General features: G+C 37.9%; 9 protein-coding genes. 4 read left to right on the top strand and 5 right to left on the bottom strand.

Going from position 1 to position 16,044, the window contains the following annotated elements; translation table 11 throughout:
• Positions 1 to 5 precede the first annotated feature (5 nt).
• The 3 genes from FGD67_RS06865 to FGD67_RS06875 are packed head-to-tail and all read left to right on the top strand — an operon-like array spanning position 6 to position 5,599.
• The gene (locus tag FGD67_RS06865) at positions 6 to 3,158 is read left to right on the top strand and encodes an efflux RND transporter permease subunit (protein WP_257174304.1); all 3,153 of its coding nucleotides are present in this window, start codon (positions 6 to 8) and stop codon (positions 3,156 to 3,158) included.
• Positions 3,151 to 4,563: a TolC family protein gene (locus FGD67_RS06870; protein WP_257174305.1), complete on the top strand. Its 1,413-nt coding sequence runs from the start codon at positions 3,151 to 3,153 to the stop codon at positions 4,561 to 4,563. The genes FGD67_RS06865 and FGD67_RS06870 overlap by 8 nt, the downstream gene beginning before the upstream one ends.
• A gap of 10 nt (positions 4,564 to 4,573) precedes the next feature.
• On the top strand, positions 4,574 to 5,599 hold the full coding sequence (locus tag FGD67_RS06875) for a zinc-binding dehydrogenase (protein ID WP_257174306.1): 1,026 nt from the start codon (positions 4,574 to 4,576) through the stop codon (positions 5,597 to 5,599).
• 116 nt (positions 5,600 to 5,715) lie between these two features.
• Here the strand turns inward: FGD67_RS06875 and FGD67_RS06880 are convergent, their stop codons facing one another.
• The 3 genes from FGD67_RS06880 to FGD67_RS06890 all read right to left on the bottom strand — a co-directional run bounded on the left by FGD67_RS06880 (position 5,716) and on the right by FGD67_RS06890 (position 13,232).
• On the bottom strand, positions 5,716 to 8,130 hold the full coding sequence (locus FGD67_RS06880; protein ID WP_257174307.1) for an EAL domain-containing protein: 2,415 nt from the start codon (positions 8,128 to 8,130) through the stop codon (positions 5,716 to 5,718).
• Positions 8,131 to 8,453: 323 nt separating this feature from the next.
• A complete protein-coding gene (locus tag FGD67_RS06885; protein WP_257174308.1) occupies positions 8,454 to 10,589 on the bottom strand; it encodes a methyl-accepting chemotaxis protein in 2,136 nt (711 codons plus the stop codon).
• A 540-nt stretch (positions 10,590 to 11,129) separates the two neighbouring features.
• Positions 11,130 to 13,232 carry a winged helix-turn-helix domain-containing protein gene (locus FGD67_RS06890; RefSeq protein ID WP_257174309.1) on the bottom strand — a complete coding sequence of 701 codons (2,103 nt, stop codon included), beginning with the start codon at positions 13,230 to 13,232 and terminating at the stop codon, positions 11,130 to 11,132.
• A 242-nt stretch (positions 13,233 to 13,474) separates the two neighbouring features.
• On the opposite strand from FGD67_RS06890, the gene FGD67_RS06895 reads away from it, so the two are divergent.
• Entirely contained in the window at positions 13,475 to 14,920 is a 1,446-nt protein-coding gene (locus FGD67_RS06895) for an ankyrin repeat domain-containing protein (protein ID WP_257174310.1), read from the top strand.
• Between the two features lie 330 nt (positions 14,921 to 15,250).
• Here FGD67_RS06895 and FGD67_RS06900 read toward each other — a convergent pair whose 3' ends face one another.
• Positions 15,251 to 15,625 carry an ankyrin repeat domain-containing protein gene (locus FGD67_RS06900; RefSeq protein WP_373567854.1) on the bottom strand — a complete coding sequence of 125 codons (375 nt, stop codon included), beginning with the start codon at positions 15,623 to 15,625 and terminating at the stop codon, positions 15,251 to 15,253.
• Between the two features lie 142 nt (positions 15,626 to 15,767).
• On the bottom strand, positions 15,768 to 15,998 hold the full coding sequence (locus FGD67_RS06905; RefSeq protein ID WP_257174312.1) for a hypothetical protein: 231 nt from the start codon (positions 15,996 to 15,998) through the stop codon (positions 15,768 to 15,770).
• Positions 15,999 to 16,044: the final 46 nt, after the last annotated feature.

The following is a 16,044-nucleotide window of genomic DNA, read 5'->3' on the forward strand; positions in this document are numbered from 1 at the left end:
TGAACATGAATTTTTCTCACTTTTTTATTCAACGCCCGATTTTTGCGGCGGTATTGTCACTGATCATCTTGATCGGTGGTGGTATTTCATTATTTCAATTACCGGTTAGCGAATACCCAGAAGTTGTCCCGCCGACCGTTGTTGTCACTGCCAGTTATCCAGGTGCCAACCCAACGGTTATTGCACAAACGGTGGCAACACCGCTCGAGCAAGAAATTAACGGCACTGAAAACATGCTTTATATGTTTTCACAAGCGACCAGCGATGGCCGTATGACATTAACAGTTACCTTTGCCCTAGGTACTGATTTAGACCGAGCACAAGTGCAAGTACAAAACCGTGTTAACAGTGCCTTGCCGCGTTTACCTGAAGAAGTACAACGCTTAGGTGTGGTTGCTGAAAAATCATCACCTGATTTAACTATGGTAGTGCATTTATACTCACCCGAAAAAACCCATGATACGGCGTACTTATCTAACTATGCCGATCTAAACATTAAAGATGAAATTGCCCGTTTATCTGGCGTTGGCGATATTCGTTTATTTGGTGGCGGTAAATACGCCATGCGCGTATGGCTAAACCCAGATGCCTTGGCATCACGTGAATTAACAGCAACAGATGTAGTAGCCGCATTACGTGCTCAAAACCAACAAGTTGCTGCAGGTAGTTTAGGCGCACAACCTATCTCTAACGATAGCCAATTTCAAATATTGTTAAACGTTAAAGGCCGTTTAAACAATATCGAAGAATTTGAACAAGTTATTATCAAAGTGGGAGACCAAGGCCAATTAACGCGTTTATCTGATATTGCTCGTGTTGAATTAGGGCAAGACTCATATTCACTTCGAGCTGAACTTGATAACCAACCAGCACTCGCTATGCCTATTTTCCAACGTCCGGGTTCAAACGCAATTGAGCTTTCTGATCAAGTACGTGAAACCATGGCACGCTTAGCAAATGATTTTCCAGCCGGTGTTGAATACGACATAGTGTACGACCCAACAGTTTTCGTTCGCGGCTCTATTGATGCGGTTATTACCACTTTATTAGAAGCAATTGCCTTAGTTGTTATTGTTGTTATCGTATTCTTACAAACCTGGCGGGCATCGATCATTCCATTAATTGCCGTGCCTATTTCACTGATTGGTACCTTTGCCGTGATGCAATGGTTAGGGGTGTCGATTAATACCCTATCGCTATTTGGCTTAGTTTTAGCGATCGGTATCGTGGTCGATGATGCCATTGTGGTGGTGGAGAATGTTGAACGTAATATCGAAAAAGGTTTATCGCCACTAGAAGCAACGCGTGTTGCGATGAGCGAAGTAACCGGCCCTATTATTGCCATTGCCTTAGTATTAAGTGCGGTATTTATTCCAACCGCTTTTATTACCGGTTTATCAGGACAGTTTTATAAGCAATTTGCTTTAACTATCACGATTTCAACGATTATTTCAGCCTTTAATTCACTGACCTTGTCGCCAGCGTTAGCAGCTTTGTTATTAAAACCGCATGACGCAAAACCAGACGCCTTTACGCGTTTGTTGAATAAATTGTTTGGTCGTTGGTTATTTGAACCCTTCAACCGAGTATTTAATCGCGGTGCAAATGGCTATGAAAAACTCGTACAGAAACTTATCCGTATGACCGTTGTTGTGATGGTGGCTTATATCGCTTTAGTGGGCGGTACAATTAAATTATTTGATGCTGTGCCTGGTGGCTTTATTCCACAACAAGATAAACAATATTTAGTATCTATTGCCCAATTACCTGATGCTGCCAGTCTTGATCGTACGCAAGATGTACTGGCACAAATGCAAAAAATTGCCTTAGAAGTGCCAGGGGTTGCCCACACGGTTGCCTTTCCAGGCTTATCCGTGAATGGTTTTACCAATAGTCCGAACAGCGGTATTGTTTTTACGCCATTAGATGCTTTTGCCGATAGAACAGATCCCAGCCAGTCTGCCATGGCGATTGCCGCGCAGTTAAATCAACGTTTTGCCGCTATTGATGAAGCCTTCGTTGCAGTATTTCCGCCGCCGCCAATTCAAGGCTTAGGTACAACCGGTGGTTTTAAACTACAAATTGAAGATAGAGCAAACAAAGGCTTTGAAACCTTGTTCAATAGCTTACAAGCGGTTATTGGTAAAGCACAACAAGATCCTGCTTTAATGGGGCTTTACTCAAGTTTTCGTATTCAAGTACCACAAATGGATATTGATATTGATCGTGAGCAAGCGCTTATTCAAGGCATCCCATTAAATGAAGTATTTGACGCTTTACAGATTTACTTAGGCTCTGTTTATGTCAACGATTTCAACATATTTGGCCGAACTTACCAAGTTAACGCCCAGGCCGATGCAGATTATCGTCAAGACCCTGCGCAAATTCTGAACCTAAAAGTACGCAATCGCGCAGGTAACATGGTGCCACTCGGCTCGGTATTAACCGTCACACCGACGATTGGTCCAGACCGTGTGATGCATTATAACGGTTATCCAAGTGCTGAGCTTAATGGTAGCCCAGCACCGGGTTACAGTTCAGACCAAGCACAACTGGCTATTGAAAAAGTACTAGCAGAAGTATTGCCTGCTGGCATTGAATATGAGTGGACCGAAGTCACCTACCAACAAGTACTGGCGGGTAATACCATGGTTTATATCTTCCCATTAGTGGTGCTACTAGTCTTTATGGTACTCGCCGCTCAATATGAGAGCTTGCGCTTACCACTGGCAATTATTTTAATTGTCCCTATGACTATTTTCTCTGCCTTACTTGGCGTTTGGTTTGTCGGTTCAGATAATAATATATTTACCCAAATTGCTTTGATAGTACTGGTCGCCTTAGCCTCGAAAAATGCGATATTGATGGTCGAATTTGCCAAAGATAGACACGACTCAGGTTTATCACATTTAGCAGCAATACTTGAGGCTTGTCGTATGCGTTTACGCCCAATTTTAATGACCTCAATTGCCTTTACTGCCGGTGTTGTGCCACTGGTATTAGCAACAGGTGCCGGGGCAGAAATGCGTCACGCCATGGGTAACGCCGTATTTTCGGGCATGATTGGTGTCACGGTATTTGGCTTATTGTTCACCCCCGTTTTTTACATGCTAGTAACCCGTAAGAAAGCAAAAACACAGGAGTTGTCTGATGATTAACTTGCTACAGAAAAAGCTTAAATCCAGCCTCGCTGCCCGTGCGGTGATAATAACGATATTGTTATCTGGCTGTGCAAGTAAAATTGATACGGCAAATGAACAAAACTTAGTGAGTGACTTTGTCGCTAAAGCAAATATTGCCGGAGAGCTAAGCGGTAAAAATGAAACGAACTGGTGGCAAAAGCTTGATTCAAGCCAACTTAATCAATTAGTTACTGATGCATTAGCGAATAATCACAACTTACACACCAGTCAATTAACCCTGAAAAGTGCTTTAGCGCGGTTAGGTGAACAACAAGCGCAATACCTACCGCAAGGTGGTGTTGAAATTGGTGCTCAGCGTAGTGGCTTAGGTGCAACAAACGCTCGCCAGTCAAGTGCTAATTTAGCGCTCAATTGGCAGTTGGATTTATTTGGTCGTATTACCGCCTTAGTTGATGCCGCCAATGCTTCAGCCATGAGCCAAGCCGAAAAAGTGCGTTTATTACAAATTGAAGTGGTTTCATCAGTGGTTAAAGGCTTTGTAAGTTATCAAGGTAATGTTGAAAAACAACATATCCTTACTTTGCAAATAGAAGCCTTAAGACAAAGTATTGAGGTGCTACAAGCGCGTGTTGACGAAGGTGTTGCCAACGATCTCGACTTAAATCGAACCATGGCGCAACTTAGACAACAACAAGCCTTAATGCCAGCAATTGAATACGCTAAGTACCGAGATTTATCAACATTGGCGGTATTAACCGGTCGTTTAGCACAAGAGCTGAAATTAACCAACGAGCAAGCTATTTTACAGCATGAGTTTAGTGTTTCCTTAAGCGAGCCAAATAAAGCCATTGCGCTAAGGCCAGATATTAGCCGCGCACTTTATGACTTTAGCCAAGCCAATAGCTTAAGTGTTTCAGCCAGCAAAGCATTATTGCCTGATATTAGTTTAACCAGCTTTGCTGGTGTCGTCAGCATAGGTAGCAATGGTTTTAGCGATACTCAGCAACAATGGCAAGTTGCACCACAATTACAGTGGTCACTACTGAGTTACCCTGCCTTGTTAGCACAACGAGATGCCCAACAGTTTTTAACGCAAGCAGCCTATAGTGATTATCAACAAGTGGTGTTAAGTGCCCTGAGTGAAAGTGAACTTGCTTTACAGTTTTTGCTCAATCAAGCGCAGAAGCAAGAGTTTTCAGAACAGCGTTATCACTTTGCTAATAAAGCATTTCTCCAAGCAAATGCCATGTACGAAGAAGGTCAAATACCTTACTTAGAGTTGTTAGATGCCCGTCAGGATGTTTTAATAGCACAAGAAAATGCTGTTGATTCAACGATTTCTTCTTTGCTTGCTAAAGTAAATGCTTACCAGTCATTTAACGGGCAATGGAGCTATGCGTTAAGCACACCTAACAGATAGAGATATTTTGATGCTAGATACTGATATTTTACCTAATGACATTATCGCTAAAACTATGCGCGCCATTGTTTTACCCGAAGCCAATGAACAGATTCGATTAGAAAATGTTCAACTGAATGTACCGCAATGCCGTGATAATGAATTATTGATCAAGATAGAGTATGTTGGCCTTAACCCGTTAGATGCAGAATATGCAAAAACAGGTTTTTGCCATTGGCAGTACCCACATATACTTGGCTTAGATGCCGTTGGTGTTGTTGTTGATGCAGCCAAAGGCATTTATCCCACTATGGGTACTCGTGTTATGTGGCATGCCAGTATGGGTGAGCAAGGTGTACTCAGTGAATACGCTAAAGTGCCAAACTATGCGGTCTCTGTCGTGCCTGAGGGCATTAGTTCAGAGCATGCTGCAGCTTTACCTTGCGCGGGTATGACGGCGCTAATTTCACTCGACAAGTTACAAATTACCGAAGGTGATACCTTATTGATCGACGGTGGCGCTGGTGCTGTTGGTCAAATTGCCATTCAATTTGCTAAACAGCGTGGTGCTGATGTTTTTACCACAGCAGCCAAACGTAACCATAAATTAGTCAAATCATTAGGCGCCGATGTCGTTTTTGATTATCAAGACAAAAAACTTTGTCAAAAAATACGCCATGAATTAGGACCACAAGGGTTTGATGCGGTACTTGATGCTATTGGTGGTGATGCGACGCGACGCAATATTGAATTAATGCGTTTTTGTGGTCATATTGCTTGTTTAAAGCCATTGCCAAATTTTGAACAAGAATTACTTTTTAGAAAAGCACCTAACATTAGTATTGTCTCACTTGCTGGTGCTTGGCTTGCCAACAGCTTATGCGCACAACAACGCATGAGTTTTATGAGTAAGTTGTTGCTTGAAGACTTAGCAAAAGGTGACTTAACCGTGCCGGAAGTGAGCCTAGTTGAATTTAATGCTGAACATATTTCTGCCGCATTGAATAAACAACTGGCTGGAGGTTTTACCGGTAAACAAGTGGTGAAAGTAAGCTAAAATGGCAATATTCGTCTCGTTCAAGGTAATATTGCTCTTCTGTAACACGATTAACAGCTTGCACAGCTAAATACTGATGATATAAACCAAGCGATTGAACTTATTTGTTTTGGTTTTTATTGCTTCACTTTATTTAAAATAAAATCTTTAAAGTCGCTAGCAAACATAGGCTTTGCAATATGATAGCCTTGACCAACATCACAGCCAATTTCTTTTAGCTTTTGATATTGTTCTTCTGTTTCAATACCTTCAGCTGTGGTTTTTATTTTTAATGTTTTCGCTAAATTAACCACAGCATCTAATATCAATACTTTATTGCCCACTTCGTTCAAATCATCAACAAAGCTTTTATCTATTTTCAAGTAATCTAAAGAAAATTGATGTAAATAGCTAAGCGATGAGAAACCGGTGCCGAAATCATCCAGCGCTACAGGAATATTAATACTTTTCAAAATCGCTAAATTTTTCTTCACCGCATCAATATTTAAGATCAAACTTTCTTCGGTAATTTCTATACATAAGTGACTGGTGAAAGCGGCGACTTGCTGATGCTCAGCTTGTAAATAAGTAATAAAGTCTTGCGATGCAAACCCTGATGTGGAGACATTAACATTGAGTTTAAATTGTTCTGGTAGCCAAGTATTCCAGTGGCTGAGGTTATTTAGCGCCAGCTTAAGCATATAAAGATCGAGTTGAATAATTTGTCCTGACTTTTCTAAAGTTGGAATAAAAACATCTGGAAATAACAGCCCTAATTTAGGATGTTGCCAGCGCACTAAAATTTCGGCGCCAATAACGGCATCGCTCTCAAAGTCAATTAAGGGTTGATAGCTACCAATAAATTCTTGATTTTTAATCGCCTTATCAAAATCATACTCAAGTTTCACATTACTTGATTTCTTTTGTTCTTCAAGCGTTTCAAAAAAAACATACTGGTTACGCCCTTTTAGCTTAGCTTGATACATCGCATGATCGGCATCAATCAATAATTGTTCCGCACTATCACGGCTCTCACTATAAGTTGCGATCCCGATACTGACACTACTGAAGATGGTCAAACCATCAATATTAAAAGCTCCCGTCATAGCGACAATAATATTTTCAGTAATTCGACAAATAGCCTCATGGTCAATTTTTCCATCAAGCAATATGGCAAATTCATCACCACCTAATCTAGCCAAGGTATCGGTGTTTCTTAACGTAGTCGTAATCGCGTTTACGATAGCAATAAGTAATTTATCGCCAACATGATGGCCATAGCTGTCATTAATTTGTTTAAACCTATCGACATCAATAAACAGTATCGCTATGTTGTCGAGACGATTATTCTGGCAATGTAGAAAAGCATGTTGAATGCGGTCTTGAAATAATGAACGATTAGGCAAGCACGTTAAAGGATCATGTAATGCTAAAAACTGCAGTTTCTGTTGGGCTTCCATTCTTTCAATCGCATTATTGATATGCTTAGCGACAAAAGATAACAGTTGCTTGTCTTTTTCTTGGAATAAAAAATCAGTGCTGTAACTTTGTACCACCACAATACCTTTATTATCACCTTTACCGAAAGGCACACCGAGCCAAGCTTTAGGAATACTCCCTAAAATATAGAGTTCCTTGTTATCGAGCATTCTTTGAATGTCTTTTTCATATAACAAAAAAGGCTTGTCTTTTGATAAGGTATAACCGGTAATACTTAAATTATTGGGATCAATAGCGACCTTTTCAAATATCTTTCCTTGATCAAACTCATCAAAAGCATCTTGGTCTAACTCATCAACAGCATAAGGAAACTCAATAGTTTTGCCATTATCTTTAAGCAAAGCGACAAAAAAATTTTTAGCAAAAGTTAAACGACCAATACATTGATGTAAATGACGATAAAACTCACCAATAGTTTTAGTTTTAAAAGTAAGCTCAGCAATCTCAAATAAAGCATCTTGAATTTTATTGGAATATTCTAAATTATCAATGATTTCTTCTAAACCGTCGACCTTAATGATTTGAGATATTTTTATTGCGGTAATCGAGGCTAATGCGGTCAGTGTTCTCAAGTGATATTCAGTGTAAAAGTCAACTTGGGTATGTTCGGAATCAATAACACCTAATAATTGCTCTTTGAATAAAATAGGCACAGCCAACTCGGAAAGCGTGGTTTCGTCGTCAACAATATAGCTTTCAAATTCACGCGTGTCTTTTACTAAAATGGCTTTTTTAGTGGCGGCTACTTTACCAATAACACCTTGATTGAAAGGAATAATCATCGAATTTGATGAGGTATCTCTTATTTGAGTATTGCTAAACTTAGCTTCGCCGACTGATGTTTTTTTATCAAAGCCCGACATGCGACTTAAGGTTTCGCCCCCTGTATCTAAGGTGTAGATAACTGCATCATCAAAGCCAAGTTTTTCAACAATATTCTGTGCCAAATATTGCCAAACCTCATTAGGGGTATTGAGCAATAGAATATCGGTAGCAAACTGATTGGTAATCGTTAAGCTTTTTATCGTTTGTGATTTAGAGAGTTCAGACAAAATTTACTGCCTACAAAAGTTATGGCAAAAATACAGTGCTTCGGTCGTTAAGCCATTTCAACGCGAAGCGTTTACTTTAAGTAGAACAAATTTTTAGCACAGTGTCTATTTTAGCTCAAATTTTGATAAGGCTTTCAGATGATTAACGTAAAAATATTGGTACTCTTAATTTTTTATAGTAGAAAAGTACGGAGGATTTTCTTAACTGTCTTTATTAAAATACAGCAAAAAAAGGCAATAACATAAAATGTTATTGCCTCTAACCTAACTAAAACAAACTAAAACAAACTAAAAACTGCGTGGTATGTTATTCAACACTCTCGTTAGTTTTTACTGGTTTTAAGTTTACTCAGCACATTTTCTAGCTCAATAATATCAGTATTAATAATCATCGCACTTTGCTTAGACGCTTCGGATAAAATCAGCACTTCCTTAGTGGCATCTCCGACAATCACCATATTTCTATTTAACTCTTCAGACACTTGGCTTTGTTCCTCTGCCGCTGCCGCTATTTGAATGATATGCTGAGTAACTTCGCCAATTTGAAGCACAGTTTCTTTCATTTTAACAAAGGCGGCATTAGATTTAGATGCGGCGGCTTGAGCCTTTTCAGTACCTTGCTCAATAAGATTTACTGTCGTGGTCACTTCTTCCTGTAATGAAGAAATAACTTGTGATATTTCATCAACAGAATCCGCCGTTTTAGATGCTAGGGCTCTTACTTCATCTGCAACGACACTGAAACCTCGACCATGTTCACCAGCTCTAGCGGCTTCAATGGCAGCATTTAAAGCCAGTAAGTTGGTTTGATCAGCAATCGCACTAATAACGTCTAATATTTTTCTGATATCTTCACTACGCATTGACACTGCTTTTACTGCATCTGTAGCAGTTGCCATCTCGTTCGACAACGTGGTAATTTCAGTGGTAGCCAAGGAAACGTCAGATTCTGTGCCTTTAATTGAGTGACTTGCGGCGTCAGCATTGGTTGCAGCATTAGAGGCAGTAGTGGCAACTTCAGATGCTGTTGCTGACATCTCAGTAATGGCCGTAACAATGCTATTAACTTCCATCTCTTGAAGAGATATTTGTGCATGGGTTTGTTCAGCGTTGTGCTTACTTTCTTCACTTTGCTCAAGCACCATTTGCCCTGATTTTTTTGCTTGCTCTAATAAATCTCTAACGGTTTCTCTAAACTGGTTAAAGGCGACACTCAAGCTAATTAACTCAGCATGTGAATGCACCTGAAGCTCTTGCGTTAAGTCACCACCTTGACCAGCAAGCTCAGCCATTTTATCTGCTACAGCTTTCACTGGTTTAACAATACTTCGAGTAAAGAAGTTAACTAAAATTAAAGCAAAAATAGTAGAAACTAAGGCTAGCACAAGAAAGCTGATCAATATTTTATTAATAATTTCAGTAATATCATTAGAGATTTTAGCTACGGGTGACATAGCAATATTAATATCAATACCAACAATTAAATGCCATTCATTATCTGCAAGATTAATTTTAATAGGCCGAACAACGTACAATAAACCATCAATAACTATCGATTTATTTTGTCCAGAAATACTCAGCAACTCAGTACTGCTGTCGAGCGCTTCTTTAATTGGACGTGCCAAGCTATCTTCTTGTTCTGTAGCTGCCGCCAAAAACCCGTCCTGACTGACAATTAATACACTTGATTTACCACCATAAAGTGACGCTTTTAATTGTTGTGCTTTTTCTTGTAATATCGGTAAATTAAGATCGGATCCAACAACCCCCCTAAATTCTCCATTAGCAATTACAGGTACAACTAAACTCGTCATAAGTTCAGTATACCCAGGCCTAATTTCATATTTATAAGGGTTACTAATACAAGGCTTTAAACTTTCTTTTGAGCATATATACCATTGTGCTGCGCGGTTGCCAAACTCATCTAACGTTTCATCGTATTTTTCTGCTGAGTCGTCAACGATTTGCTGAGATATTTTATTATCTTGCTCTCGAAAAAAATAAACTTCTAAACTACCTGAGTTAGTAACAGAGTGACTATAACCTGAAGTGAAATTTGCATCCTCACCGTCAAACTTATCAGCATCAAACTGTGCATACATTGAAGAAACTTTGCTATACGACAAGCTATTTTTCACCATAGCTTCAACCTGCCCGCGACTATAAGGCTCTGGCAATTTACCTTCAATACTCGCAGCAAGCTGGTTCGCTAACTTATGCGGGTAAACGTAATTTTCATTGAAAACACTCGAAATATCAGCAGCAATTGCACTAGATTTAGCAGCGACTGTTTGCTCAATTTGAGCTCTAACTTCAGTACTTACCCCTGAAACAATATCTTTTTCAGCATCATTTAAGGATATTGAACTCACTAAAATAAAACTTAGCGACATTAAAATCAACAAGCCTCCAACCACTAGCAGTAACTTCAGGGATAAGCTTTTCTTTTGTAATAACATTTATTAACCTCAAATAAGATCAGGTCTTAGTAAACAGACCATGACACTTCAATATGTAGAATTTAGCTTAAAAAACGATATAGATTAGCTTATTAAAATCCATAGCATCTTGTACTTCGTTTTTATTCCAGTCCTTCGTGAAAAAGGCGTTAAGCTCTGCGTTATCTTAATGGATTTAAGTACTTATATTATGTTGGGAACATATAACCTTTGTATTAGTTTGAAAGCCACACTGCATTCCTAAAAATACGTCTTGAACGAGTTATATTAAATAACGCTGAAACACGTTATAAAGTATTATAGCTATATATCATAAACATAACTAACCATAGTTAGATAAAGTCATTCTCGCCATATAAATTATGGCTTTGTTTATCCTAAATAACGAAAAATATTCAGAGCCAACTGAGTGCTGTTTTATGCGGCATAAAAAGGGGAATAACATCGCTGTTATTGCCCTTATGTAACAGCAATTAATTGAATCGATTCGTGATTTTTAGAGACTATATAGATGGTATGTTGACATTAAAAATAAAGGATTTATTCCAATACAACAATATCTTTTTCTTGTTGGCTAGGAGTCGTAAATAAACGTTGGCTACCATCAGCACTAACATCAATTATTTTATCAAATATGGTCGGCAATATACTGAGGTATGTTGCCTGCTTTCCTTTCATATCAACCTGCCATAATTCTTTGCACTTTGTTCCGTTATCAGCTTCATCATTTAGTTGAAATAGCACTCCATCACCAATAGCGGCTGAGGCAACAATCTTCTGATCATCACTTGCTTTATAAAGAACAAGCTCGTTTTCTTTTATGACTTTTACAATGCTGTTATCTTTAATAATAACAAGTTCGTCTTCTACTAAATGAGCATAGTTGATATTCCCACTTGTTATTGGCGTTAACTTATTAGTGTCTAAATTATATTTAGTAATAGTAATTCCTGTGTCACTTCTATAATCAACTAACAAGGCATTCTCCTTTTGATACCAAGCATAAACATATGAAATATCTATTGATTTCTCTAGGAAGTGATTTTTTTTAGTCAATGGGTCAATAAACAATAATTCCGAGCCTAAATTTATTAAAACGGTTTTGCCATCATTTGACCACAGTGGTGCGCTATCTATGCTTTGCCGATCTTTATTAGCAAAAAGTAATTCAGTTGTTCCTGCTTGATAGAGATAGACCTGTTGATACCCAGCATTCTCAGATAAATAAACAATGCCAGTCCCGTCAGGCGAAATATCTGCACTTGAGTCTATTGCATTTGAGTTTGCTACTGTTGTTACCTCGTTATTGTCATTGACCGACTGAAGTAACAGATCAACATCTGTCATCGATAAAACTAGGGCTATTTTATCTCCTTGAGTGTTAAAACTTGGACTTTCTATGTCTCTAAAGTATAACCAATCAATGACTTGTACATCACCTTTCAAACTAAGAAGTTTTAGCTCTCTTATATCGGTAAGCAAGAGGTATTCGCCTAATGGGTGCCAGTTTATTTGTGTATAAACGGGCAAATTAGCTATTAAGGGCATCAGTGACTTATCTTCAAGATCAAGTAACTTAATATCAGTTTGAAAGCTTTGTCCGTACCCTGATAATGCCAGGGTATTGTTATCAGGGGATAAGCTCATATCATAAGGCATAAAACTATTATTTTGTTGCCAAATCAAATGAGCAGTCTTTGTCATCAGATCAACAGAGTGTATTGTAGCTTGTGTTGAGACTAAATCTTCATTTGGATAAGACAGATAATACAGGTGATTGTTCTTCCCCCATTGTATTGAACCTATATGCTTATTACTTTGAAAACGATAGATAACGTTTGGGAATAATGGCCTAGATAGCGACTTTGGCAGATCAAAATACCCTAGTTCAAAGCCACTGTTTACTTTACTAATATATGCTATTGCCTTGCCATCGCTTGACCAAGTTAACGATAAAAATTCTTGGCTATCCTTACTCAGTCGATATTCCTTTTTTGTGGTTAAATGCTTTATCCACAAGTGCGTTTGATGTCCATTGTCTGTTCGAATAAATACAACAGTATCGCTCACAGGAGAAAGTTCAGGCTGATACTCAAAAGATTGTGTTGAAGTGATAGGAGTCAGCTCACTAAATTGCGTTTTAACAGCTGAGGGGCTATATGCTTTCCACAAAATACAGCTTAGCAAAACAAAGCTGATAGAATAGATGCATTGATAAAACCTGCTTTTTGCGCTTTTATTAACAACTCGCTTATCTTTTGAAAAGATGTTCGTAATCGCTAAACGGTTGTCTGAATCACTTGATTGCAATTTTTTTAAAGACGGATCCGTAAGTTGTTCAACTTCAAGCTTTAGGCTATAACCACGCTTTGGGTGAGTATGAATAATAGACTGTTTTTTTGCATCATCGCCTAATGCTTTTCTTAATTGCGCAATACAACGAAGAACTGAACCGGAACTAAATAAGCTATTTGGCCAAAGCGCTTCAAATAGTTCTTGTTGGCTCACGACCTCACCTTGATGTAGAGCTAAATGATGAAGAACATCCATAACTTTGGGTTCTAATAATATTGTACGACCCAAAATATCCAGTTGATTACGTTTCACATCAACATGAAATTCACCAATTTTAAATTTCTCCAACACTTACTTCCTTTTTTCAGCGAAAAGAACAGAACATATCCTATTGATTTAATTGAACATCATATTTTAATCATAAAAAAATATCATCGTCATCATCGCCTATATTTTTTATTAAGGTATAAGTAATGGCAATAATTTTTTGCATTTTATCAGGTAAAAGTTCGTACAAAAACTATTTAATTTTTCAATAAATTTGACCTAAAAATACAGATTACCAATACAATAATAAGGCTAATAAAACGATGCTTAAATATCATATTAAAGTAACACTGCTCATCATAGTATTCTTCACAGCAACTATGGCTGAAGCTATTGTGATTCGACACGACATTGACGATAAGGATTATCAAAAACTAGCAGAAAGATATAAAGACTCAATAACATATAATGATGGCTGCGTTGGTACAGTTATAGATCCCTCATGGGTACTCACCGCAGCGCACTGTGTTACTCCTAAAGAGCAACGCCCTCTTTTTATCGAACACTTAGGAAAAAAATACCCCGTTGAATTGATCAAAGTACATCCAAAAAACAACACCGAAACAAATGCTTATGATATGGCATTATTACGGTTAAAGTGGCCAATGAATAACTCGCGACCAGCCATACTTTATCCTTTGTCTGATGAACAGGGTAAGCAAGTCACTTTCGTTGGTAATGGTAATTTTGGCAACGGTATTAAAGGGATCATAAGTACTAAAGCTATACTCAGAGCCGCGACAAATATCATAACAGGGGCTAGCCCAAGCCAATTATCCTTCACATTTGACAAGCCTGAGCATGCTCTGAGATTAGAAGGTATAAGTGGTCCTCACGATAGTGGCGGACCGGCGTTTATTGAACAGGATGGCAAGCTTTATATTGCTGGTGTTAGCTCTTGGCAAGATAATCAAGGTATAGAGGGTATTTATGGCGTAACGGAATATTATGCCAGAGTGTCACCCCAACAGCAGTGGATTAAAAATATATTGCAAAAATATAAGGCCACTCCTGCTATGCAGCACGCATTATTAGTAGCGATTAAAACAGCTTCAGCCGACACGCTAACAAAACAATTCTCTCAACATCTCACATGGAAAAATAACACCAATTTAACCAGAGAACTGCTTATTCAACTTATTTATCAATTACCTTCTGAAAGATCACAAAAAGTCATCAATGCTGTACCTGAGTTAGCGACTTTAACCCTTAATAATATCAGTTTACCCAGTTACGTTATTGAGCAAGGAAATTGGCCGTTATTTGAAGCTTTAATAGATCTAGGCATCAATATTCATGAGAAGAATATTTATGGTGAATCCTTTTTAACGCAATTGTTAATGCCATACCCTCAAGCGTTAGCATTATCTCCATTACTCGATAAACTATTAGAAAATAACTTAGATATTAACGCCAGAGATGAACGAGGAAATACCGCCTTAGCTTTAGCCACCTATTTAACTAATCGCGATAATAATTTGCAACGAGTGCAGTTATTGCTTGAGAAAAATGCGGATCCTAACATTGGTGATTTAGAAAATTACACCCCTTTAATGTACATAGCGAGTGTTGGGAACCGCGAGCTAGCAGCTTTGTTTTTAAAGTACGGTGCAAAAATTGATTTAAAAGATAGCACAGGAAAAAGTGCGCTAGATCACTTGAGAGAACATAATCGAAAGGTATTAACACCATTACTAACTAAAAATTAACTAAAATTTAATTAAAAAAGGGTAATAACATCGCTGTTATTACCCTTTATAAGTGATTGCATTGTAAACAACTAGTGGTTTTCAGAGAGCATATTGATGGTACATTCACTTTAGGACAAATTTTTCAAATAACAGCCGAACGAACATATTGGCCGTTCACAGCTCTATTTGGTTTTCGCTCTATAAAATTAATACCATCACTTTCTATCAAATAGCCAAACTTGTTTACCTTAAATCATTCAACATATATTTAGTAACGCTTACCGTGAATAAAGCTTTAATACCGGACAATTAAAGCCTCGTACATGAGGCTTTAAAAAGTACCACATATTATTCACTAGCACCTGAGTCAATTAGTAATTGAGTTATAACGTCATTATTATCATTTTTAGCCAGTTGAAGTGGGGTAACGCCGTTAATATCCTTTACATTAATATTTGGCTTGTTAGATGCTTTTAAAAGTAACTTCATCATTAACTCATCGCCCAAGTAAGCAGCGACATGGAAAATTGATAAACCTTCAGATGCAACAGCATTCACATCGGCTCCAGCTTTAATCAGTTTTCTTGCCATTTCAAGTTGATTTCCCCCTACAGCCGTATGAAGGAAAGTCATCCCTTCATTGGTGCTATAATTAGCGTTAATTAAAGGGATTAGCTCACTGAAAGCAGCAATATCACTATCTGAAATTGCTTTCATAAGCATATCTTCTTTTGTTAACTCTCTAAGTTCATCTTTTTTTGCAGATCATAAACTTGGACTGCTAATTCTTGATTTTCATAGTGTAACCAAATGCTTGAAGCGATTAAGCAAAATACAGCTATGATTATAATTTTTTTAAAAATTTTTAGCCTCCGCTATTCAACTGGTTCCACCAATTATCTTTGCCTTCATTTATTGACTTCTGAAGGAATGAATTTGGCGTAGAATAATATTTTGAATACTTAGATCGAATTAAATTTAAATATTTCAATGCATCAGCTTTACTTAAGCGAATATTCTTCCCTTTTCCATACAGTTTTTCGAAATCATCTTTTAGCTTTGAATCTAGCACTACTTCTTTTAATGATAATGCCAAAATACTGCGTCCTTTTAATATTCAATTCCCAACAAAAGCATAATTG

Origin of the sequence: Colwellia sp. M166 (assembly GCF_024585285.1) — a bacterium.
Classification (GTDB): domain Bacteria; phylum Pseudomonadota; class Gammaproteobacteria; order Enterobacterales; family Alteromonadaceae; genus Cognaticolwellia.